Here is a 20,598-nt window from a genome sequence, read left to right on the forward strand (position 1 = left end):
CATCCTTACTACCCCAAGCAAAGCCTCTAGCAGCAACCCCTCTGCGGACTATGAGCACTTGCCGCCCGGCGCATCTGCCGCAAGTGCCGAAAACTCCCAGATGCGTGTGAACACAACGATGAACAACTCATACCCCGTCACCGAGGCGCTGCCTATTCACGCGCCCGATCAGAAAATCAAACGGTGGATTGCCCTGACCGTGCTCATGCTGCCGGTGCTGCTTGTCTCGGTCGATAACACCGTGCTCGCATTCGCCGTACCCTCAATCGCGCAGGCGCTCGAACCATCCTCCAGCGAGCAACTCTGGATCGTAGACGCATACTCGCTCGTGCTCGCCGGGCTGCTCGTGCCTATGGGAAGCCTGGGGGATCGCATCGGGCGACGTAAGATCCTGCTGATCGGATCCGTCGGGTTTGCAGTTATCTCAGCACTCGCCGCATTCGCACCCACCGCTCTACTGCTTGTCATCGCCCGCGCCGTACTCGGATTCTTCGGCGCCATGCTCATGCCCGCCACGCTCTCACTCATTCGCAACATCTTCCGTGACCCGAAAGAACGCCGCACCGCAATCGCCGTGTGGGCGGCCGGCTTCTCCGCTGGTGCAGCGCTCGGCCCTATCGTGGGCGGATTCCTGCTGAGTCATTTCTGGTGGGGATCGGTGTTCCTTATGGCGGTACCCGTACTCGTACCGTTCCTCGTGCTCGCACCCATGACCGTGCCCGAATCGAAAGATCCAAACCCCGGCCCGCTCGATATGGCGAGCATCCTACTGATTATGATCGCCATGATCGGCATAACCTTCGGTCTCACCCATATTTCCGAAGCGGGCGTGGATGCACTCGCGCTCAGTACCGCCCTTATTGGTGCCGTATTCGGTTTATTCTTCGTGCGTCGTCAGCTACGCCGCGGGCGTGCGGGAACCACCCCCATGCTCGATGTTCGCCTCTTCAAAAACACCGTGTTTACCGGGGGGATTCTGGCGAACCTGTTCGCTATGTTCGTAGATGTTGGGTTCCTGCTCTTCGTCTCGCAGCATTTGCAGCTGGTTTCGGGGTACTCTCCCATGCAGGCTGGACTGTTCCTGATTCCTGGTCTGGCGTGCACCATTATTGCGGGTCTGTATGCCGCTAAGCTCGTTTCACGATTCCACCCGGCGGTGATTGTGTCTTCGGGGCTTGCCTTGGGTGCCCTCGGGTACCTGTTTGTGGTGTTCTTCGGTTCGCGCAACGACCTTCTGCTCATGCTTTCCTTCATGTTCTTAGGGCTGAGCGTGGGTGCGGCGCAGACCATCTCGAATGACCTAATTCTTTCCAGCGTTCCAGCGAATAAGGCGGGTGCTGCGTCGGCAATTTCTGAGACCGCCTATGAGTTCGGCACCGTGCTGGGTACCGTGGTGATCGGTGGCATGCTGACCGCAATTTACCGTGCACAGGTGATGGTTCCCGCCGGTCTTAATGCGGATGCGGCCCATGCGGCGGGCGAAACCCTCGGCGGCGCGACCGCAGTTGCCGGGCAGCTTCCCTCGGATCTAAGTGCCGAGCTGCTGCATTCGGCGCATGCCGCATTCGATTCGGGCGTGTTGGTGACCGCAACCTTTAGCGCCGTGCTTCTGGCGGTGCTGTCGGTCTTCACTTACCGGATGCTCCGCTCGGCACCCGCCGAACTGGAGAAAGCAGAGCACTAGAAAAACTCCGGTGCTAAAAAGAGCCTTTATGTAAATAAAGCGGTAAAAAATACTCTTTATTCACATAAAGGCTCTTTTTATCGCGGAGGTAGATGCCGGTAAGGCGGCAGAAAATGCATAATTCAGGGAAGGAAATTTTACATGGAAACCAAATGAACGCAGCAGGAAGAAGCTCAGATGTTACGGTAGAAGTACCAGCTTCAGCGAGTAGGTGCCGCGTCAGCTTACGCGTTCTTTGCCGCCGCATACGCGCATTCAGGCTACTAGGATGCGCACAAGGGCAGCCGCTACAGTCGCCGCGCGCCGGGAGGATAACCACGTGGATATTAAAGACTGGATGGCGCCTATGGTCACGCTCGCCATCGGCGCCAGTACCATTTTCATCTCCTATAAAAACTACCAATCACAAACCCAAGCCAAACCCTCGGAACTTGCCCGCCTAGAGCTGTGGAGCAAATTGCTTGCGGAAGCGGGAATCGACATTGGCGACCTGCCGCCCGAGGATGAACTTACCGCCGAACAGCGCGAGATCCTTGAAAATTACCGGGTTTTCCTCAAGCGTGCGTCACTCGAATCGAAGCTGCGTAAGGTCGGTATCGAGAATAACCGCCTATTCAACCTGTTGATGAAACGCGCGCATTCTCCCGTAAAGCCTACCCCCATCGGGTTTGGCGACTCCATTATTTACTATCGTCTTATTCTGTGGCTTTTTGCATTTATTTGGATTCCGATAGCCACCATTTTTCTGGGTATTCCGGTGCTGATCTCGTTCGGTGCGTATTTGTACCGCATGTTTGTAACCCGCAGTGCCGATAACTATGTGGACTATTCAATTCCGGTTGGCTCGCTCGTCATTATCATTATTGGGCTTCTCGCCGTTGGTGGACTCTGGTATCTGCAAAACAAGATTCGTTCGGCGATTATCGCCAATAACGTGTACTTCTATTTCTGGGACACCTACGGCGCCAAACGAGGCAGCCGTGATTCCGTGCAGTCGTACACCGAGCGGCTGACCGCAAAAACCTACTCTGACCTGCTCTTTATTGGGCAGCACGAGTTCGCGCAGCAGTTCCGCGAGAACATGTACATGGCGGGTATTCAAGAGATTGATGAGTACCCGCGCGTGCTCAGCGAGGTGGGCATGATTCCACGTAACCACCAGGTAGTTGAGGCGACCGCAGACTACAACTGGCTGGACCGCATTATCAACTGGATGCGCGCCAAAATCGGCATGGAACCGAAGCCTGCACGCGTTATCTACACTCTGGAACGTAAACCGCCGAAGGGTGCGGGGGCAACTGCGACATCCGGGCTTGACGTGCAGCTTCATGAACTCAAACCGGGCAAGAAAAAGCGTTTTAGGCGCAAGCGCAAGAAGGGTCGGGTGCTTATGCAGGCTGAACCGGCGACGGATGCGGTGCCCCTCTATACCGAGCACCCTGACGATGCGGCGAATGACGCCTCGGAGGCTGATTCCGCGTCAGCTTCGCAGCCTCAAGTGGTGAACGGCCCGACTCTGACTGACGAATTGGTTGAGGATCTCAGCACCGGGCAGATTCCGCTGGTTCAGGTTCGCAGAGAGCAGGGGCAGAAGTCACAGAAGAATGCGGGCACCGAGGATGCTGGCTCGGCAGAAACGTATGGCATAGACGGTGCCGCTGAAGGTGTACGTGCGGATTCTCCGAAATCGGCATCGGAAGGTTCACCTGAGTAATACGCATATCTCGGGGTGCGAAAAAGGCTCTTTATTTTAATAAAGCGTTAGAAATCTTGCTTTATGTAAATAAAGAGACTTTTATTATTAGATAAATTAAAAGTATTATTTTTTGAGAATATTCAGGGAGCTTTCACAGAATACCCAGGCTATAAGCTTAGGGTGAAGCCATGACTATTGATGAGAACCTTCCAAAACCTGAGCATGGAACGATCCAAGCTCAAGATGTTCATGAGATAGAGAAAGAATCTGAAACGGATTCGGCTGAGAAGCAGAATTTGTTTCCTCCTAGCCTTATAACTGTGCAGATTATCAGGACTGCTCTTGAGCTCATATTGGTAGTGCCGTTACTGCCATTGCTCTCTAATCCTCTAGGGATAATCCTTTTCTTGCCTTTTGGTTTGTATTTTGTTTTGCAGGCTGCGGCATGGTCACGGACAGAGAAAGAAACTCAGATCGCTTGGATTTTAGGAAGCAACATTTATAGCCTGATGATTGTTGCGCCTATTGGTGCTTTTTATACATGGTTCGTGATGGAGGTGACGGCTCCAAATGCCGATGTTCGACCATTATGGTGGTTTATAGGTGCCTGCGTTCTTGAAGCATTCATGAGCATTTTTATGATCGTTGCGATGAGTGTGATCAAGAGGAACTCTCCGGATGATTTTCAGGACAAGGGAGTCACTGTCTCTAAACCTCGAATATATGACGATGCTCTACACGGTTCTCAGGGAAGGGTACACGAGTTGGGTGATGAATCAGAATCCTTGAAGAAGCATCATGAAGATCCGATTGTAGAAATTCCTTGGCAGCACGTTAACGTTAGGTCGCAAAAGCAAGATCAGGGTGAACAGCAATGAGCACCGATAAGAATTTTTCAACCGCTGATAATAATGACCCGCAGCCTCCCGTGAAAAAGCAAAGTGTATCGGGGAATAATCCGGAGAATGCACGTCAAGAGCCCAAATATACACAGCTGTATGGTCTAGAAGGCACCGACGGTAAGATATCCTTGAATCCCCAGGCGTCCCCGGGGTTTCAGGGCGCTGAGGGAAAGGAAGAGCCTCATAAACGCATATCACAACAGTTTGATATAGATCCCAACACCCGTGAGCCTCTTCTCATAGCACAGGCTATCAAGAATATTCTAATTATTATTCCTGTGTTCATCATGCTGGTTGTTTTTGTCTGTGTATTCATTAACGTTTTGGTATCTGCGCCCAGTGGATATGATGATCTTATCTTGGCGGGTATGTTTATTATTGCCGTTATTGCACTTCCTTACATGATTCACGTTATCTTGCAGGTTGTCGCGTTTATGCGGTTTAGGAGATCAGTCAAGTTTCGGTGGATACGAGGCGCCAATATTTACGGCCTTATTGTTGCCCCGATCTCCGAGGTTACCTATGTGCCGTTTATGCTAGAGCGGATTCTTGATCCATCTTCATCTGCCGAGAGCTCTTTTACAATAGTGGGGGTTATGGTAGCCCTTTACGAGGTTATTTTGGGCATCTTAATGATTGTTGTCACGACAAATAGCATTAAGAAGACAGACAAATCTTCAGAACAAAAGCAGCATGAGGTATCCGAAGGGGTGCCTGATGAATCGCTCTAGAATCCCTTTGCCTTCGGTTGCACTTGGCGATTCCACGCCTAAAGTCTCATTCCCTCTGTTGGGGGCATACGTGTACGGTGAAGACAATCCGCTGTTGAGGATATACGCGGTGCTATGGTTGAGCTACCAACGACACCACCGAAACACATAGAGAGGAGAGCATGATGCGGCAGCTTTACGCGGCGCAGAAAATCTTCAAAATTACCGACCACTATGTCGTCACCGACGAAGGCGGGTACACGGTATATCAAGTTGATGAGAACTACCGGGTTCTCGGCAAAAATATGAATGTGACGAATGTTGAGACCGGCGTGCAGTTCACGCTGGAGCGGCAGCTTGGGCTCGGTACCGTTTTCAATGTTGGCTTTTCCACTGGCGACCAGCTGTATATGCGCAAACGGTTTAAACTCGCTGGGCTCAACATAGAGGCCTACCTCAACCAGACTCCGCTTCAGATCGGGGGTAGTTTCTGGGAAGGTAACTTTGAGATTGTTCTTGAAGGAGGTATCGTCGCCGCTATTCACAAGCCTAGGTTTAAGATGCGCGACAAATATCAGATCACTGTGTACGACCAGCGTTTTCAAGACCTTGCTATTGCAGTTCTCATCGTTGTTGATTATCTATCTGATCAGCGGCAGAAGAACAGGCCTAGAATTAGTTTTCACGGATCCTAAAGTCCCTATGCGTCAGGTTTGATGAGGCGCGAGTAGATAGTATTTTGGTGAGCAGATAATCGATTGTTATCTGCTCACCAAAATACTATCTACTCGCGGGGATTAAAGCGTGCTTATAGAGATTTACTTCTTAAAACACCTAAGAAAAAATATTTAAAGAATGAAGCATTTATAAAGACTTACGAACCATAACGTTATATTTTTATGTGACATGCCCGAATAAGAAATATGACATTTAAAAGTTTTGAACAATGACCACTCTGATATAGAGCATAAAATACATGAACTTCTGTCTTGCGCGATGTGGCAAAACAGCCTTAAAGGGTTGAAAACTCGCCTGTGTGGCTTCTACGGTAGGGGCAGAGGCGTTCAGGAAGGCGCTACGCAGTAAATGCATTATATGAGGTGACCAAACATCACTTTGAGATGTGTTGCTGGTATGTAGCTCTTGCAGATATATTCTGGGCACTCTAAATAAAATCCTCGCTTCGGAAGAGGAAATGTCATAACCCTGCGCCTTCTTTTATGAGGCGTTCACAGATAGTACGCAATCCACAATGCTTTTTGTAGTTCTACAGTGGCGAGTGCGCGTATCCAACCACCATGTGAAAGGAAGATAAGTAACATGACTCTCGAAAATCCCGGACTTTCTCGCCGTAAGTTGCTGCGTACTACCGCTATTGGCGTGCCTGCTGCTGGTCTACTCGCTGTCGGCTCGACCCTTGTGACCGCACCGAGCGCGCAGGCTTATCACGCGCTAGTTGGTGCTGATGGCTGGTGGGGGTCAAAAACTTCCAGTGGGCTCCAAACTTTCTTAAATATTACCCAGCATGCTCAGGTGAGCGTGGATGGTGTGATTAGTTCTCAGCCGTCAAGTCTGCAGGCTTCATGTCCCGGTCTTGCTGGTGGCTGGGAGTGGGTTGATGATGCTCAAGCATCTGGCTCCCAAACAATAGTTGCGATGCAAACTTGGCTAGGTGTTGGAGCTGACGGGATTTTTGGTTCTGAGACTATCAGTGCCCTGCAAACCCATTATGGACTGACAGCGGATGGAACACTAGATGGACCGTCGCCGACAATTCTGGCTCTGCAGAATGAAATTAACCATTACCTTCGCGCAGACAATGATGAGATAGCGAAGAATAATTAACGCTACTACCGGTGATGGTTTTATGGTGTGCTGAAATCTTCTCCAACTTCCTGCACCAGAAAAATACGCAAAGGAGGGTATTCCTGATGACTCTCGAAAATTCCGAACTTTCTCGCCGTAAGCTGTTGCGTACTACCGCTATTGGCGTGCCTGCTGCTGGTCTACTCGCTTTCGGCTCGACCTTGGTAACTGCAACGAGCGCGAATGCTGTTGAAGTTGACGGCTACTGGGGTTCGGAGACCTCGACAGGTTTTCAGAAATTTCTGAATGCCTTTCTGAGTGCTGGATTGGACGTTGATGGCATGATCAGCTCTCAGCCTTTGAGCATGGCTTCTTCCTGCTCCGGCATCGTTGGTGGTTGGGAGTGGGTAGAAGATTCTCAGGCCAAGGGATCTCCCACTATCGGGCTGATGTTTATGTGGCTGACTCATGATCCAGACGATACTCTTGAGGCAAAGACGCAAGAAGGGAGCGCGTCTTTGATTCAAGAAACGGGCGAACCTTTGTCCAATAACCAAATTTCGCCTACACACATCAAGCTCATGCAGGGCCATTATGGGCTTACCCGCGACGGCGTTCTGTCAGCTCCATCGCAGACCATTAAGGCCTTGCAAAAGGAGATCAACCAGTACGTTGGCTAATCCAATGTGACAGTTCTTCACGTGTCGGGAGGGTGGATCGGCCATCTAGTGGTATATCCATCATCCCGACAAGGAAGACATCTTCCAGCTCTAGCTTTCTGTACCTGAAAATACGCAAAGGAGGGTATCACTATGTCGAATGAACATTCTGGTATTTCGCGTCGTCGCTTGCTGCGCACCGCCTCCATAGGCATTCCCGCCGCAGGCGTTTTGGCGCTGGGGTTCAGCATCGTTAGCGTCCCAGCTGCTCAGTCGCTTGAGGCTGATGGTTATTGGGGTTCCGAGACAACCTCGCAGCTTCAAAAGTTTTTCTTCAATATATTTGCGCAGGAACTCGGTCAGCCTACATACGGGTATGAAGACGGTGTCGTGAAATATCAGCCTGTATCGCAGCAGTCCGCAAACCCCGGGCTGGGCAGCGGATGGCAATGGGAATCCGATGGGGGAGCGCAAGGCTACGACTTCACCATCTATTACCTGCAGCGTTGGCTGGGTGGCGTGGAGGCCGACGGCACGATTGGCCCCAATACCATCAAGGCTCTGCAAAATCATTACGGTCTCACGGCAGATGGTCGCCTAGATGGACCTTCAGAGACTATCAAGGCTTTGCAGAACGAGATTAGCCAGTACGTCGGTTAGCTCTGCGTGAGATTTGATGATGCGTGAAAAGCACGTTGGTGCTTCTCTGCGAACATATATTTTCATCCTGAAGGAGAATAAAATGACGAACGAACATTCTGGTATTTCTCGCCGCAGGCTGGTGCGTACCGCTGCTGTAGGCGTACCCGCCGCGAGTTTGCTGGCTTTCGGCTCCACTCTGGTGACCGCAACAAGTGCGAGTGCGGTTAGCGTTGATGGTTACTGGGGCGAGGAAACCTCTGCAGGGCTCCAACGCTTTATGAATGCCGTGCGTGGGGCCGGGTTGTCGGTGGATGGAGTTATTAGTTCTCAGCCATCAAGTATGGCTCCATCCTGCTCGGGTATCGTCAGCGGTTGGGAATGGGTCGATGATGCACAGGCCTCTGGTTCCCCAACCATGCTGGCCATGTATCAGTGGCTAGGATCCGGGACTCATGGGCAACATCTTTTCCTCAAAATTGAGGAATGGGGTGGGAATGTAACTGGCTACAGCATCACAGGCGTTCATATCAAGCTTTTACAAGAGCATTATGGCCTGACGGCGGATGGAACTTTAGATAGTCCATCACCGACTATTGAGGCTTTGCAGAATGAGATTAATCAATACGTCGGTTAAAACCCGGTGTTGCTCTTTCACCAGTTGGTGCACAGTCCTATTCGAACTAATTGAGGAGAAAAAATGATACTTCGTAAATTTGATCGTCCTCGTAAGTCGATGCGCGTAACCTCGCTCGTGACCCCCATTGTGGGTGCCCTGCTAGCGCTTGGCTTCGTAGCGGCTCCGGCGGCGAATGCAGGGATTGCCGATAACTCGACAGGCGCAATGCAGGCAGAATCTGAGCAGCTTCATCAAGAAGCCCGGGACGCTACAGATCTAGCAAATAAGTTTGACCAGGATAACATCGCGATTAATGATTCTGCCGCTGCGGATCTGCGTGATGCTGCGCAGAAGGCTGAAGCGATGGCTCAAGAACGAGACCAGGCAGTTCAGGCTGTTGAAGATGCTGATCGTGACGCCGCCAGCCTCTTTGAATAAATAATTCGCAACTAAGTTGTGTGAAGAAGTGATATTGGGGCTTGTGAGCTTTTGACTGGTGCCAAGATTGCTTCAAACCTTTTATGAGCCTTAGTTGAGGAAGGAGTATTATGACTCTCGAAAATACCGGACTTTCCCGTCGTAAGTTGTTGCGTACTACCGCCATTGGTGTTCCCGCTGCGGGTATGCTCGCTTTCGGCTCGACCTTGGTAACCGCGACGAGTGCGAATGCGCTTGAGGTTGATGGTTACTGGGGAAGTGAAACTACACGTATGTATCAGAGGCTCGCTGCGCTTGAGGTGGTAGATGGCATCGTCTCAAGTCAGCCTGCGTCTCAAGCGAGTGCTAACCCTGGGCTGACGAGTGGCTGGGATTGGGTTTCTGATGATGCCGCCTCCGGTTCAGAAACCATCAAAGATTTGCAGCGCTGGCTCAAAGTGACCCAGGATGGGCTCATGGGCTCGCAGACTATATCTGCACTTCAGGCGCGTTATCACCTCCCTCAGGACGGGGTATTGAGCGAAGAGTCTCCCACCATTAAGAAGCTTCAGTCAGAGCTTATCGCGGTTACCTATGACTAATTCAACATACTGAAAATACATCGGTTACCCGATTTTTCTCCGCAATTTCTATATATGTGAGGAGGATAAAAATGATGAACGAACATTCTGGTATTTCTCGCCGTAAGTTGCTGCGTACCACCGCTATTGGTGTGCCTGCTGCAGGTATGCTTGCCTTCGGCTCGACCCTTGTGACCGCCCCAGCAGCAAATGCAGATATTACCATTGACGGGTATTGGGGCCCGGAGACCAGCAAGGGTATCCAGAACTTCATGAACCTCGTGTACTTTAACGCAAACCTGGAGGTTGATGGTGTGATTAGCTCCCAGCCTTCAGGTATGAAGTCCTCCTGCCCTGGGATCACAGGCGGCTGGGAATGGGTTTCTGATGACCAGGCTCAGGGATCCCCTACCCTGTTCTACGTGTCCTACTGGTTAGGGGAAAAGACGGAATTTAAAAACATTCGGGGCGATCAGAAGATTACCCAGGATCTTATTAAAGCCCTGCAAAGCTATTACAAGCTTCCCGTGGATGGACGTTTGGAAGGGCCTTCCTCCGCTATTGAGGCGCTGCAGAAGGAAATCAATAGTGCTGTTGGGAACTACTAAATCCCCACATAACGTTCGGCCGGGCTGCTCTCTGAGGAGCTAGATGGCCCAGATCACGTACCAGGTAACTTTTATGTCTTGAAGAGGTAAGGAGAACGGAAATATGAACACTACAAGCTCTGGTCTTTCTCGCCGTACTTTGCTGCGCACCGCCGCCATTGGTGTGCCTGCCGCGGGTGCGGTTGCTTTAGGCGCAAACCTGGTGATGGCCCCAGCCGCGAATGCTATCGCAACCGACGGGTACTGGGGCGCAGAGACCACTAAGGCTCTTCAGAACATGCTCAATAAGCTATACCCAGAAGCTAACCTTGTCGTAGACGGTGTGGTCAATTCACAGCCGTCAAGTTTTCAGCCTCGCTGCCCTGGTATTACAGGCGGCTGGGAGTGGGTCGCTGATGATAAAGCGGAAGGCTCGCCAACAATGGAGAAGCTGAGCGGCTGGCTCTTTCTTCAGTCTGGTTTACCGACCGGGCCTACAAAGGTTCTCGCTGATACGGTTCTGTATTCCTTGTTTAGCCGGTACAACCTGAGTAAGGGAGGTGACGAGTACCGTCTGGACGCCCCCTCGGAAGCTATCCGGGGGCTGCAGAACGAAATTAACCTTACTCTGCGAGAGAAGCCTGCATAACAGTAGTAAAACCGTGAAACGTATCTTCTCCGAACCATAAGTTGGTGCGGAGACGAGACACAGTTTAACAGTCTGGTGAATCTGTTACCACAAAGGAGGGGTTGTATGACGCATGAACATTCCGATCTTTCTCGCCGTAAGCTGCTGCGCACTACCGCCATTGGCGTACCCGCTGCCGGTGTGGTTGCTTTGGGAGCGAACTTGGTGATGGCCCCAGCTGCGAATGCAGAGACTGACTTGGGTGCCAAGATGAAAGTAGAGTCTGAGAAGCTTCAGGAAAAAGCTCAGAGGGCTAAAGAACTAGCAGACAGCTTCGATCTTGATGCCGCAGCATTTGATGATCCTGCCCTTGAGGCTGCTGTCAAAGATATCAGCGGCCAGCTGCATGATGCTGCTCAAAAAGCCGAAACGTTAGCTCAGCAACGAGCCCAGGAAGCTCAGGCTGTTGAAGATGCTGATAGTGAAAATGCCAGCCGCTTTCAATAATTCGCAGCCAATTGTGTGAGGAAGCGAGATTGGGGCTCGTGGACTTCTAAGAAAAAAGAACGAGAAAGACGGCATGAGACAATGCAGCGGCACACAGTCTGTAACATGCCCGACAACACGGTAGTACATAATCGTACCCTGACTAAAAAACGTGTTCAGGTGAGTTACGGTTAAAAACTACCAACCGGTTTACCGGTTTCGCATCATGAGGTTGCGGCGTTGGCGCTTATCCTAATGGCGCTGACTCTGCACCTCATGGTGTTTTAACACCGCATAAATAGGAGGACATATGACTGAACTGGGTACTTCACGCCGCCGATTCCTGCGCGCAGCCGCTGTAGGCATTCCTGCTGCGGGCGCGCTCGCGGTTGGTTCGACCCTGACCGCTCCGGCTGCGAACGCTGCGCAGACTTCGTCAACCCCGTCGAATCAGAGCCAGAACCCCGAAGCTCAAGGTGCGGCCACTAACGCGCAGTACCTCAGCGAGAAGGCGAAGAACTTCCATATTCTGCTTGATATGTACAAACAGGCTGGCGACGCAGTAGACGCAACCCAGCTGACCCAGGAGGCGCAGCGCATTCGGGGTGCAGCGGACGAATCAAACAGCCCGTTCCCCAGCAGGCCCGTCTCGTGGGCTGGGGTTCAGCTGGAACGGGACAGGATGCAGCTTGCTGCCAAGATCAACTACGCCGCCATGCGTGCCGAACAGTTGGCTGATGAGCGTACCCGCGCTGGCGGGGGAGTGTCGCAAGGTCAGGATGCGGTGCGCCAGGCTGCACAGAGGCGCGTGATTTATCGTGTGCTCAGCAGCGCATCCCGAGACACCGATGCGCTGGTGACCAAGCTCGAAAACCTGGCGAAGGGTCGGTAAAGCAACGCTCATCGTGAGCAGATTCCTGCATAAAAAGGCTCTTTATTCCAATAAAGATGGGGAAAACCCGCTTTATTGGAATAAAGAGCCTTTTTACGATCCCGGACAGTACACCCCCAAACATGGCTGGCTCTGGGAAAGAGAGCGAAAGGAACCCCTCCGGGAAGGACGGTAAAGAACCCGGAGGGGTTAGCTTAGGGGGCTTACACCCTACTTCTTAATCGGTTCGCGAGAGATAACAACCTTCACCGCATTATGCTCGGCGGCATTTGCGAACAGGTCGTATGCCTCCTCGAACTGGTCGAAGGTGAAGTAGTGGGTTGCCATCGCCTTTGCGTTCAGGCGGCCCGAACGCACCATGTTCAGCAGGTTGCCCACGGTGTTGCAGTTCACCAGACCCATGTTGATGTTCACGTTCGAGATCCACATGGTGTTAATCGGCAGTTCGACCGGCTTGCCGTGCACACCCGCGTTCGCAATATTGCCGTAGGGGCGCACGATCTTGGTGCAGGTCTCGAAGGTCTGCGGCACGCCCACGGCCTCAATCGCCACATCCACGCCCAAACCATCGGGGGAGAGGGCCTTAATTTTCTCGATAAAGTCCGGATCGGCGGCGTTTACCTTATCGGTTGCGCCCAGTTCCAGCGCCTTGTTCATGCGGTTATCGTCCATATCGACGGTAATCACGCGCCCGGCACCGCACAGGTTCGCCGTCATAATTGCGCCCAGACCCACCGGACCTGCGCCGATAACAGCCACCGTATCGCCCGGCTTGGTGTTGCCGTTGAGAATACCCATCTCGAAACCGGTCGGAAGCGCATCCGTGAGGAAGAGAACGTCTTCGTCGGTCAGTCCCTCGGGAACCATGTGAACCGACGTCTCGGCGTAAGGAATGCGCACATACTCAGCCTGGGTGCCGTCAATCATGTACCCGAAAATCCAGCCGACACCGCCCACGGTCTGGCAGTGCGACGGCTTATTATCCTTACAGTATGAGCACTTGCCGCAGTTCGTGACCGCCGGAATAATGATGCGGTCGCCAACCTTCAAATCAGTGACCGCAGAGCCGACTTCAGTAATCGTGCCGATAGCCTCGTGGCCCAGGATGCGCCCTTCTTCAACTTCGGGAACGTCACCCTTGAGGATGTGCAGGTCGGTGCCGCAGATGGTGGTGGTATCAACGCGAGCAATGACGTCGGTGGGTTCAAGGATGGTGGCGTCTGGAACTTCTTCCCAAGCTCGCTTGCCTGGACCGTGGTAAACAACTGCCTTCATGGTGACTCCTAACTGAGATTTTATGAGGGGCTGTAGCTACAGCATCATCGCTTATAGTCTTAACCTATCAAGAGTTCTTTATAGGTTGTACCTTCATTAAACCGGAAAAATCCGTAACTTCCTAGATGTTACGTAGATTACATTTAAGGTTGTGGTGACTGTAAGAATGGCAGGCTCATGCGCGATGCGCTCTATATCGCGAGCAGGTGGTTTAGGTATGCCTTGAAAGTCGAAAACAGCCCTACGCTCATGGCCTCAGCCGTTGTTCCGGACTATATCTGTGCTGTATAGTTAGGGCAGTGAGGAACCCATACTGGCAGGTCTGGGTGCCTCACTGCGATGGCGTTCATCAACTAGATCTACCAGTTGATAACGTCTACTAGGTTAGCAATCGCCCGGATCACGCGTGCTAGTGCATTTAAGACACGCGCGATGTCACGGGCGATTTTGTGTTTAAACGTGAGCAGGTGGTTTTTGGTACGAGCAGGTAGGAAAATCTTACCCGCTCGGCCAAAAACCACCTGCTCGCGTGTGTGCACGAGGGGGGGCGATACCGCACGGGTACCGCCTCATAGCTTAGATACTTGCGCTATGGCCCACCTTCACGTGGCTGTGGCGATCACGTTCCGCATCGTGATAATCCGACTTGAAGCCCTTGAGCACCACCTCAATATCGTTTTCCTTCGCATAAACATTGGAGAAGTCCTCAATCAGCTCCAGCACATCGCTGGCAATATACGAAGAGTTCTCGGCGTTGATCGTGACCTTCGAACCGGGGCGAATATTCTTCAGCGTCTTCTTAATAGCCGCCTTGTTCAGGAACGACACCTCTTCCGCCAAATCCAGCGTGATTTCGTCGGCCTCCGCAAGCTCCTCACGGCTGAGGTAGTAGGCGCGCTTCATATTGCCCTGCAGCACGAAGAAGATACTGATCGCCAGACCAATACCCACGCCTTCCAGCAGGTCAAGGGCAACCACGGCCACCAGCGTGGCGGCAAACGGAATGAACTGGTACAGACCCTTACGCCAGAAGTGGAAGATAGTCTTCGGATTCGCCAGCTTATAACCCACCACCAGAAGCACAGCGGCAAGGGTCGCCAGCGGAATCAGGTTCAGCACGAACGGAATAGCCAGCACGCACACCAGCAGCAGAACGCCGTGAATAATGGCGGAAAGCTTATGGGTGGCACCCGCGCTCGCATTCGCGGACGAACGCACCACCACCGACGTCACAGGCAGCCCGCCAATAGCGGAGCACACCATGTTGCCAACGCCCTGTGCGCGAAGCTCGCGGTTGGTGTCGGTGATGCGGCGGTGCACATCCAGGCGATCGGCCGCCTCAATAGAAAGCAGGGTTTCAATCGACGCCACAATAGCGATCGTGATACCGGTAATCCACACGTGTGAATCTGTGAAGCCGGAGAAATTGGGGAAAGTAGCCAAAGAAGCCATATCGCCCCACGACTTCGGCACAGGAAGCTGAACGAGCTGATTATTCGGAATTGCCAGGCCGCTATTGGTGTTATTGAACATCCAGTTCATGAAAATACCCACGGCAACCGCTACGAGCGCGGCGGGCAAAAGTTTAAGGTTCTTCAAACCGGGGATTTTATCCCAAGAAATCAGGATGATGAGGGACACAACCGTCACCAGAATCGACCCGAGATGAAGGTCTGCGAACACGTCCAGACCGTCTTCTCGCAGCTTCAAATCGCTGCCGAACGCTAACGGAAGCTGGTTAATGATGATAATAACGCCAATGCCCGCCAACATACCCTCAATGACGGCAAGCGGAATGTATTCGGCGATACTGCCCACGCGCAGGAAACCTAGAGCAAGCTGTATGGCACCCGCGATGAGGCCCGCGCAGAGGAACAGCTCGAACGCGCCCAAGCTGGTAATCGACTCAAGAACGATTGCCGCCAGACCCGCTGCGGGACCGGAAACACTGATATTCGAGGTACTCAAGAATCCGATGACGATACCGCCAACAATACCCGAAATAACCCCTGAAAGCGGCGGCGCACCGGATGCCAGGGCGATACCCAAGCACAGCGGCAGTGCCACGAGAAAGACTACCAATCCCGAGGCGAAATTTGATTTAAAGAGAGCGCCTAAAGGCTGTTTTTCGATAGGTTGATTGACCAAAACCGATACTCCTTGATGTGTTGTCTGTATATTGTGGTGCGCCGCATGCCGGTGTGCTCGGGGCAAAAGCTCGCGCGAGCGGGTAGACTTTCACCCAGCATCGGGCGTTTGAGGGGGTTACGCAGACTGTTTGCGTGCGTTAACCACCCATTCGGAATCGGTCAGGTTATAAATGCTCTGGATATCAGCTAGAATATTCTCAAAATCGATATCCAAATCGATCAGACGGCCCGTGCGCATATCGAACACCCAGCCGTGCACGATCGGGTAACCGTCCAGCAGATAACGCTCCTGAACGCATGCCATCTTGATGATATTCAGGCACTGCTCCTGCACATTCAGCTCGACCAGGCGGTCGTACCGTGCGTCTTCGTCGGCGATCGCATCCAGCTCTTTACGGTGCAGACGGTATACATCACGAATATTGCGCAGCCACGGGTTCAGCGGGCCCATATCTTCGGGTACCATCGCAGCCTTAATGCCGCCGCAATTGTAGTGGCCGCACACGATAATATGCTTAACCTTCAGGTGTGAAACCGCATATTCGATAGCGGAACCGGCGTTTAAATCCAGCCCGTGCACCAGGTTAGCGACGTTGCGGTGAACAAACACTTCGCCCGGTTCCAGACCCATCAGCCCCTCTGCAACCACGCGGCTGTCGGAGCATCCAATGTACAGAAAATCGGGGTTCTGACCATCCGCGAGCTCAGTAAAATACTCAGGATGCTGTTGCTTTTTCGTCTCAAGCCATTGTTGATTATTCTCAAAAATGACTTCGTAGGATTTGCTCATGTCTCTTCCTTTCTTTGAATGTTGGTAGAGGATTTTTCGCGCAGAATCATGGCGGACAGTCAGAAGGAAGGGTTGGAAGGGCTGCCCGTCTGCGAAAAAATGGTGACAATCACGGAATATGCACAGAGTTCTCCCTCAAACAGAAGGAAAGTAGATGTGTCTAGAAGAAAATCTGTGAAAATATGCCTGCTAGAAATAAGGCATATTCCGGATTAAAAGATCGTGAGTGCCTTTATTCTGTTACTCAAAATCGTACGGGAGTTCAAAAACTACCCGACTATTCTATGAGGCCGCATGAGAAATCCGGCCGCCACCCTTAGTTATGTAATGACAAAAACTAAGTTCAGCCTATCCTAGCAGGTGAGCCGCCAATGCGCCACCGCGAAGGTACGCGAGGTGCCGCCGGTAAAAGCCCTCATGGGCGGCAGAAAAACACGACGATAAACGCATGGCCACACGCCTCGTAAATGGTAGGGTGGTTGCTAAAAATAGGCTGCATATGGGGGATAGCATGGCGGACAACTACACATACCGGGATATTGCCAGCGGTGAAGCATTCCGCGAGCACCTGGGCTCACTGGGCTGGTCGAAACCACGCAAAAATCAGCCCGTATTCACCCAAGAATACGGTGAAGACCTCATATTTCGGGTCGCTTTTCTCTACGCAACATTCAACCATATGCCGGGGAACTACAGCGGCATCCCGGCGTTTTATGTGATGTCTAAAAAATGGCGTAAAACCCTGCGAAAAATATCGGCACACCTTGATCAGCCTCTTAAATCTGTGCCCTCCCCGCATGACGGCGATATGTACTTTATAAGCGTTGGCCACCCCCGCTACCACGAATTTGTGGATCACGAAGCGAGAATGACTTACCTGAGGCCCGACGGGACACTCAATATAGAAGCATTCACTCGTTTCAGCACCGCCGCTCATCGGTTCATGGAAATCTTTGATCTGGCGGACTATGTGGCGCTCACCGAGCAGGAGCTGCAGCAGCAGCGCCTCGATACCGTGCTGCCGGATGTGCTCGGGTATTTGTCCGTAAACACGATGAACGACCTGCGCGATGAACTCTACCGGAACGTGCACGCACATCTTACCGACCGCGGCGCCACGCTCTTCGCGGATCAGCACGTGCTGCGACGCCGGTGGGATGTTATCGCAGACTATTTCTCACTGACCTGACAGGCGACGGTGAGAACCTTGTGACGGGCACGGCAAAGCCTAAACCGGCAGGGAATGGGCGGTCTCAGGAATGCGCCTGACTCGCTGGCGCATCCAGGTGAACACCCACACCAGCACGAAAGCGGCGACCATCGTCAGCACAATCGTGCCGCCAGTCGGCAGGTTAAACGCCCACGAGAAGTACAGCCCCGCCGTCGAACACAGCACGCCGAAAACCGGTGAGAACAGCATCATAGTGCCTAAACGGCGGCAGGTAAGCCGCGATGCGCTGGCCGGAACCACAATGAGCGCAAGCACCAGCACATTCCCGAGCGTCTGCAAAGAAATCACCACGGAAACCGTCACGAGCACATACAGCAAAATATCCAGCCACAGCACCGGCAAACCCAACGCGCGAGCACTTTCACGATCCAGGCTCACCGTCACCAGCTGCCGATGAAATAGCCACAGAAGCAGCAGAATCCCGGCGGACATAGCCGCCGCCTGGGCAATATCGCCGCGTGAAACCCCCACAATCGAACCGAACAAGAAATCCTGAATCGACCCCGAATACCCCGGTGCCAGAGAAATAATTACAATACCCAACGCGAACGAACCGGCAAAGAAAATACCGATCACCGAATCCTCACGCAGCTTCTGATTCTGGCTAAAAATAGCCACCAAAACCGCCGTAATAACGCCCGCGATCAGGCCCCCGAACACCAGGTTGCCGCCGATAACGAACGCAACCGCCAAGCCGGGAAACACCGAGTGGGCCACAGCATCGCCAATAAAAACCATGCCGCGCATCATCACATGGCACCCCACCACGCCCGTCACCAAAGAAGCCAGCGTCACTGCGGCCAGGGCGCGCGGCAGAAACGCCAGGGAAGGGTTAAAAAGGTCAAACAGAAAATCGAGGGGAGTAATCATGCCGCTGCCTCCTGCGGGGTTACACGATGATCGGCAGGATGCCCCTGCCGGGTGCCGCCGGTCGAGTCGCCGCCTGCGCCCGGAACGCCAATCTTAGGCGATGGGCTTGTGCCCGCGCTTCCGCCTTTACCTGTGTTTTCACCCTCGCCCTCAAGTTCGTGCCCGTGCACCCAGGCGTAAAGCTGCTGCGGCGAAAAATCCTCGGCTTTGCCGTCCAAACTCAAGGAACCGCGCACCCCGCACAGCCGCGAACAAGACTCCCGCGCCGCCACAATATCGTGGGTAGACATCAGAATCGTCACGCCCTCGCCCGCCAGCTGCCGATACAGCTTAGTGAGCGCGGACTGGGTGGGCGCATCCACCCCCGTGAAGGGCTCGTCAAGAAGCAAAAGCGCCGGTTCAACCGCGAGAGCACGCGCCAGAAGCACCCGCTGCCGCTGCCCGCCGGAAAGCTCTCCGATAGGACGGTTTTTCAGCTGCATTAAATCCGTGCGTTCTAGGGCGTGAAAAACCTTGACCCAATCCGCAGTTTTAGGGCGACGAAACCAGCCTATCTCGCGGGTTCGCCCGGTCATGACCGCATCCTTGACGGTGATCGGGAAATCCCACTGAAACTGGTGCTTCTGCGGCACATAGCCGATGCGCGCCCGCGCGGTGCGCGCAGTACTGCCCAGCACTCGAATGCTCCCCGAGGCAGGATGCAGCAGCCCCATAATGGCACGTAACAGCGTGGTTTTTCCGGCACCGTTCGCCCCGAGAAGACCCACAAATTCGCCGGGGTTCAGGGTGAGCGAAAAGTCCCGCAGCACCGCCCGCCGCCCGTACCCCGCATAGAGGTTTTGGATGCTCAGCGTCGGATTTTCACTCCCCGGCGCAGGGTCATTTTTGGAGCCTAGCACAGTGGTACCTTTATTCATCCCGCGTGTCCTTTCCACTCGCCATGATGCGCTCGGCCTGCGCCTGCGCGGTCTTATTGCGGCGCATCATGAAGAGCCCCGCTGCGGCAAGCACCGCTACAGCCCCCGCGCCGAGCGCCACCGGAAGGACAGGGAACCCACCAGATGAGGCCCCCGAACTATCGGAAGCAGCCGCAGAGTGCGCGCCCTCCGAATCGCCCGCCGGTGCCTGACCTGCGGCCTGCTGCGCCAGAGTGTACACCTCGTCCGCAGTCACCGAATCCCCGATGGCGAACTTCATATATCGGGTATCGGAAACAACCGAACCATCCGCAAGTTCCGCACGGGCCGTCACCTTCAGCAGATAGGCGCCGGGCTTGGTAAACACCCAATTGGCGTGGGTATGCGTGTTCTTCTCAACCCATATATCCTGCGGCTCGTGCTTGGACGAATCCCACAAAACCTGCGGCTTCGAGAAGTTCCCATTCTCCAGGTACAGCGTGAACTGCCCCGGTCCCTGAACCTGCTCTAGGGTGAGGGTGACCCCGCGCGGGGTTTTCTGCACAAGCCCCGGGTCCTGAGTGGTCCAGCCAGGCCAGACGACCCCCTTCGTCTCGGTCTGCGGAATCACATACACCTGCTCGCCGGGCTGCGCACCCACAAACGAATAACGGTCATCATCAGGAACCTGGCGCAGGGCCGCATCGGAGCCGCGGTACAGCACATCATCCACGCTGCGCCAGATGGGTGTAGCGGCATGATCGTCATGGATCATGAGCTGAAACTTACCGTCGGTAAAACGCGGACCCATATCAACATGCCCACTCGAAATTTCGGTGCGTCCCGTGCCCACCGGCTGCTCGGGCGAGAGCGTTTGCTGCAGAGCCTTCTGCTCTTTACTGAGGTTATCGCTCGTGGCTGCCGTGCTTGACGATGCACCCGGCGCGGGCGTGTGATCGGCATATGCCGGATTGGCTATAGAGGCTGTGAGAGCCGCGCATAAAGCGAGCGAAATAACCTTTTGACTAGTTTTTATTCCAAAAATAGAATATTTCATGTATGTCTTCTTCCTCAACGTTG

22 protein-coding genes are annotated in these 20,598 nt (G+C 53.3%); 16 read left to right on the forward strand and 6 right to left on the reverse strand.

From position 1 onward, the window contains the following. The first annotated feature begins 118 nt into the window (after positions 1-118). The 15 genes from HMPREF0733_RS04640 to HMPREF0733_RS04710 all read left to right on the forward strand — a co-directional run bounded on the left by HMPREF0733_RS04640 (position 119) and on the right by HMPREF0733_RS04710 (position 12,306). Positions 119-1,684 (forward strand): MFS transporter, encoded by a 1,566-nt coding sequence (locus HMPREF0733_RS04640; RefSeq protein ID WP_049775456.1) that lies wholly within the window; start codon positions 119-121, stop codon positions 1,682-1,684. A 319-nt stretch (positions 1,685-2,003) separates the two neighbouring features. Beyond that, positions 2,004-3,398, forward strand: coding sequence for a CoA-disulfide reductase (locus HMPREF0733_RS04645; RefSeq protein WP_244864847.1), 1,395 nt, complete (start codon positions 2,004-2,006; stop codon positions 3,396-3,398). A 170-nt stretch (positions 3,399-3,568) separates the two neighbouring features. Next, complete coding sequence (locus HMPREF0733_RS04650; RefSeq protein ID WP_013398212.1) at positions 3,569-4,258, forward strand: hypothetical protein; 690 nt, start codon at positions 3,569-3,571, stop codon at positions 4,256-4,258. Next, positions 4,255-5,013 (forward strand): uracil phosphoribosyltransferase, encoded by a 759-nt coding sequence (locus HMPREF0733_RS04655; RefSeq protein ID WP_013398213.1) that lies wholly within the window; start codon positions 4,255-4,257, stop codon positions 5,011-5,013. Before HMPREF0733_RS04650 ends, HMPREF0733_RS04655 begins: the two co-directional genes overlap by 4 nt. Before the next feature lie 161 nt (positions 5,014-5,174). Beyond that, a complete protein-coding gene (locus HMPREF0733_RS04660; protein WP_013398214.1) occupies positions 5,175-5,687 on the forward strand; it encodes an LURP-one-related/scramblase family protein in 513 nt (170 codons plus the stop codon). A 625-nt stretch (positions 5,688-6,312) separates the two neighbouring features. Continuing rightward, positions 6,313-6,837: a peptidoglycan-binding domain-containing protein gene (locus tag HMPREF0733_RS04665; protein ID WP_013398216.1), complete on the forward strand. Its 525-nt coding sequence runs from the start codon at positions 6,313-6,315 to the stop codon at positions 6,835-6,837. Between the two features lie 86 nt (positions 6,838-6,923). Further along, the gene (locus HMPREF0733_RS04670; RefSeq protein WP_041321653.1) at positions 6,924-7,478 is read left to right on the forward strand and encodes a hypothetical protein; all 555 of its coding nucleotides are present in this window, start codon (positions 6,924-6,926) and stop codon (positions 7,476-7,478) included. 132 nt (positions 7,479-7,610) lie between these two features. After that, complete coding sequence (locus HMPREF0733_RS04675) at positions 7,611-8,117, forward strand: peptidoglycan-binding domain-containing protein (RefSeq protein ID WP_041321654.1); 507 nt, start codon at positions 7,611-7,613, stop codon at positions 8,115-8,117. An 82-nt stretch (positions 8,118-8,199) separates the two neighbouring features. Then, positions 8,200-8,733, forward strand: a complete 534-nt coding sequence (locus tag HMPREF0733_RS04680) for a hypothetical protein (RefSeq protein ID WP_041321908.1) — start codon at positions 8,200-8,202, stop codon at positions 8,731-8,733. A 63-nt stretch (positions 8,734-8,796) separates the two neighbouring features. Continuing rightward, positions 8,797-9,153: a hypothetical protein gene (locus tag HMPREF0733_RS04685; protein WP_041321655.1), complete on the forward strand. Its 357-nt coding sequence runs from the start codon at positions 8,797-8,799 to the stop codon at positions 9,151-9,153. Positions 9,154-9,263: 110 nt separating this feature from the next. After that, positions 9,264-9,734 (forward strand): lysozyme family protein, encoded by a 471-nt coding sequence (locus HMPREF0733_RS04690; protein ID WP_013398221.1) that lies wholly within the window; start codon positions 9,264-9,266, stop codon positions 9,732-9,734. Between the two features lie 71 nt (positions 9,735-9,805). After that, positions 9,806-10,321, forward strand: coding sequence for a hypothetical protein (locus tag HMPREF0733_RS04695; protein WP_013398222.1), 516 nt, complete (start codon positions 9,806-9,808; stop codon positions 10,319-10,321). A gap of 103 nt (positions 10,322-10,424) precedes the next feature. Next, entirely contained in the window at positions 10,425-10,949 is a 525-nt protein-coding gene (locus HMPREF0733_RS04700) for a hypothetical protein (RefSeq protein ID WP_013398223.1), read from the forward strand. 105 nt (positions 10,950-11,054) lie between these two features. After that, complete coding sequence (locus HMPREF0733_RS04705; protein ID WP_013398224.1) at positions 11,055-11,435, forward strand: hypothetical protein; 381 nt, start codon at positions 11,055-11,057, stop codon at positions 11,433-11,435. A gap of 289 nt (positions 11,436-11,724) precedes the next feature. Then, positions 11,725-12,306, forward strand: coding sequence for a hypothetical protein (locus tag HMPREF0733_RS04710; RefSeq protein WP_013398225.1), 582 nt, complete (start codon positions 11,725-11,727; stop codon positions 12,304-12,306). Positions 12,307-12,516: 210 nt separating this feature from the next. Here HMPREF0733_RS04710 and HMPREF0733_RS04715 read toward each other — a convergent pair whose 3' ends face one another. The 3 genes from HMPREF0733_RS04715 to HMPREF0733_RS04725 form a co-directional block, all read right to left on the reverse strand. After that, complete coding sequence (locus HMPREF0733_RS04715) at positions 12,517-13,581, reverse strand: zinc-dependent alcohol dehydrogenase family protein (RefSeq protein WP_004006357.1); 1,065 nt, start codon at positions 13,579-13,581, stop codon at positions 12,517-12,519. A gap of 576 nt (positions 13,582-14,157) precedes the next feature. Then, on the reverse strand, positions 14,158-15,729 hold the full coding sequence (locus HMPREF0733_RS04720; RefSeq protein ID WP_013398228.1) for a SulP family inorganic anion transporter: 1,572 nt from the start codon (positions 15,727-15,729) through the stop codon (positions 14,158-14,160). Positions 15,730-15,846: 117 nt separating this feature from the next. Further along, a complete protein-coding gene (locus tag HMPREF0733_RS04725; RefSeq protein WP_013398229.1) occupies positions 15,847-16,521 on the reverse strand; it encodes a carbonic anhydrase in 675 nt (224 codons plus the stop codon). A 511-nt stretch (positions 16,522-17,032) separates the two neighbouring features. Here HMPREF0733_RS04725 and HMPREF0733_RS04730 point away from each other — a divergent pair. Further along, positions 17,033-17,710 carry a hypothetical protein gene (locus HMPREF0733_RS04730; RefSeq protein WP_115333521.1) on the forward strand — a complete coding sequence of 226 codons (678 nt, stop codon included), beginning with the start codon at positions 17,033-17,035 and terminating at the stop codon, positions 17,708-17,710. A gap of 39 nt (positions 17,711-17,749) precedes the next feature. Here the strand turns inward: HMPREF0733_RS04730 and HMPREF0733_RS04735 are convergent, their stop codons facing one another. From HMPREF0733_RS04735 to HMPREF0733_RS04745, 3 genes are read right to left on the reverse strand one after another with little or no spacing between them, the layout of a single operon-like run. Continuing rightward, positions 17,750-18,622 (reverse strand): anchored repeat-type ABC transporter permease subunit, encoded by an 873-nt coding sequence (locus tag HMPREF0733_RS04735; protein WP_004006360.1) that lies wholly within the window; start codon positions 18,620-18,622, stop codon positions 17,750-17,752. Then, positions 18,619-19,539, reverse strand: a complete 921-nt coding sequence (locus HMPREF0733_RS04740) for an anchored repeat-type ABC transporter ATP-binding subunit (protein ID WP_013398231.1) — start codon at positions 19,537-19,539, stop codon at positions 18,619-18,621. The genes HMPREF0733_RS04735 and HMPREF0733_RS04740 overlap by 4 nt, the downstream gene beginning before the upstream one ends. Next, positions 19,532-20,575, reverse strand: coding sequence for a choice-of-anchor M domain-containing protein (locus HMPREF0733_RS04745; protein WP_013398232.1), 1,044 nt, complete (start codon positions 20,573-20,575; stop codon positions 19,532-19,534). The genes HMPREF0733_RS04740 and HMPREF0733_RS04745 overlap by 8 nt, the downstream gene beginning before the upstream one ends. Positions 20,576-20,598 lie beyond the last annotated feature (23 nt).

This window comes from Rothia dentocariosa ATCC 17931 (genome assembly GCF_000164695.2).
In the GTDB taxonomy this organism is placed as follows: Bacteria; Actinomycetota; Actinomycetes; order Actinomycetales; family Micrococcaceae; genus Rothia; species Rothia dentocariosa.

What these genes read in the sequence shown, in the direction of transcription:
- HMPREF0733_RS04670 (WP_041321653.1), top strand. Translation starts at nt 6,924, where the DNA reads ATGACTCTCGAAAATTCCGAACTTTCTCGCCGTAAGCTGTTGCGTACT.
- HMPREF0733_RS04725 (WP_013398229.1), bottom strand. Translation starts at nt 16,521, where the DNA reads ATGAGCAAATCCTACGAAGTCATTTTTGAGAATAATCAACAATGGCTT.
- HMPREF0733_RS04660 (WP_013398214.1), top strand. Translation starts at nt 5,175, where the DNA reads ATGATGCGGCAGCTTTACGCGGCGCAGAAAATCTTCAAAATTACCGAC.
- HMPREF0733_RS04665 (WP_013398216.1), top strand. Translation starts at nt 6,313, where the DNA reads ATGACTCTCGAAAATCCCGGACTTTCTCGCCGTAAGTTGCTGCGTACT.
- HMPREF0733_RS04700 (WP_013398223.1), top strand. Translation starts at nt 10,425, where the DNA reads ATGAACACTACAAGCTCTGGTCTTTCTCGCCGTACTTTGCTGCGCACC.
- HMPREF0733_RS04730 (WP_115333521.1), top strand. Translation starts at nt 17,033, where the DNA reads ATGGCGGACAACTACACATACCGGGATATTGCCAGCGGTGAAGCATTC.
- HMPREF0733_RS04650 (WP_013398212.1), top strand. Translation starts at nt 3,569, where the DNA reads ATGACTATTGATGAGAACCTTCCAAAACCTGAGCATGGAACGATCCAA.
- HMPREF0733_RS04640 (WP_049775456.1), top strand. Translation starts at nt 119, where the DNA reads ATGAACAACTCATACCCCGTCACCGAGGCGCTGCCTATTCACGCGCCC.
- HMPREF0733_RS04710 (WP_013398225.1), top strand. Translation starts at nt 11,725, where the DNA reads ATGACTGAACTGGGTACTTCACGCCGCCGATTCCTGCGCGCAGCCGCT.
- HMPREF0733_RS04675 (WP_041321654.1), top strand. Translation starts at nt 7,611, where the DNA reads ATGTCGAATGAACATTCTGGTATTTCGCGTCGTCGCTTGCTGCGCACC.
- HMPREF0733_RS04740 (WP_013398231.1), bottom strand. Translation starts at nt 19,539, where the DNA reads ATGAATAAAGGTACCACTGTGCTAGGCTCCAAAAATGACCCTGCGCCG.
- HMPREF0733_RS04705 (WP_013398224.1), top strand. Translation starts at nt 11,055, where the DNA reads ATGACGCATGAACATTCCGATCTTTCTCGCCGTAAGCTGCTGCGCACT.
- HMPREF0733_RS04715 (WP_004006357.1), bottom strand. Translation starts at nt 13,581, where the DNA reads ATGAAGGCAGTTGTTTACCACGGTCCAGGCAAGCGAGCTTGGGAAGAA.
- HMPREF0733_RS04690 (WP_013398221.1), top strand. Translation starts at nt 9,264, where the DNA reads ATGACTCTCGAAAATACCGGACTTTCCCGTCGTAAGTTGTTGCGTACT.
- HMPREF0733_RS04735 (WP_004006360.1), bottom strand. Translation starts at nt 18,622, where the DNA reads ATGATTACTCCCCTCGATTTTCTGTTTGACCTTTTTAACCCTTCCCTG.
- HMPREF0733_RS04695 (WP_013398222.1), top strand. Translation starts at nt 9,806, where the DNA reads ATGATGAACGAACATTCTGGTATTTCTCGCCGTAAGTTGCTGCGTACC.
- HMPREF0733_RS04680 (WP_041321908.1), top strand. Translation starts at nt 8,200, where the DNA reads ATGACGAACGAACATTCTGGTATTTCTCGCCGCAGGCTGGTGCGTACC.
- HMPREF0733_RS04685 (WP_041321655.1), top strand. Translation starts at nt 8,797, where the DNA reads ATGATACTTCGTAAATTTGATCGTCCTCGTAAGTCGATGCGCGTAACC.
- HMPREF0733_RS04745 (WP_013398232.1), bottom strand. Translation starts at nt 20,575, where the DNA reads ATGAAATATTCTATTTTTGGAATAAAAACTAGTCAAAAGGTTATTTCG.
- HMPREF0733_RS04655 (WP_013398213.1), top strand. Translation starts at nt 4,255, where the DNA reads ATGAGCACCGATAAGAATTTTTCAACCGCTGATAATAATGACCCGCAG.